Origin of the sequence: Clostridium frigoris (assembly GCF_018861865.1) — a bacterium.
Taxonomy (GTDB): Bacteria; Bacillota; Clostridia; order Clostridiales; family Clostridiaceae; genus Clostridium_AD; species Clostridium_AD frigoris.
Map to the genome: position 1 here is coordinate 1 of NZ_JAHLDV010000152.1, position 677 is coordinate 677.

Genomic DNA, 677 nt, shown 5'->3' on the forward strand with positions numbered 1-677 from the left:
TTACGAACACCTCATTTATAAATTCTTATGAGGTAATTCTACACTATATTTTTGTCTGTTTGGGACATAATCAAAAATGGTATACTAGGACATTATCATAAACGGATCATAGAAATATACAAAAAAACAATAAATATGTTGACAATGAATATTTATACTGATATAATATATTTTGTTGTAACAATATGGAGGGATGGTCGAGTTGGTTTAAGGCACCGGTCTTGAAAACCGACGTACGTGAAAGCGTACCGTGGGTTCGAATCCCACTTCCTCCACCATTTTATAACACAGTAATATTAAGCCTGGAGAAGTACTCAAGTGGCTAAAGAGGTGCCCCTGCTAAGGGTATAGACTGGGCAACTGGTGCGAGGGTTCAAATCCCTCCTTCTCCACCAGAAACATTTAACATTTGTTAGATGTTTCTTTTTTTTATAATAAAGTACACTTTAATTGGATATGATATTTAATGTAATACTAATGTAGACTATTATTATAATTTTTTATTGAATAGTGAGATATTTGTTTATTAAATTTAAAATGGAATATAGTTATAAGAATTAAGAAATATATGTCAATCATTTTTGAAAATGTCCCAAATTAAGTGAAACATTAGCACCAACGAATTGTTGGTGCTTTACTTTGTTTGAATTATAATTTTGGGTAAGTTTAATACACCT

Annotated in this window: 2 tRNA genes; both read left to right on the plus strand. The window is 30.9% G+C overall.

Features of this window, described 5'->3' with window-relative positions:
* The first annotated feature begins 187 nt into the window (after positions 1–187).
* Positions 188–278 (plus strand) — tRNA-Ser (locus tag KPL37_RS19555).
* 26 nt (positions 279–304) lie between these two features.
* Positions 305–395: transfer RNA gene (locus KPL37_RS19560), tRNA-Ser, on the plus strand.
* Positions 396–677: the final 282 nt, after the last annotated feature.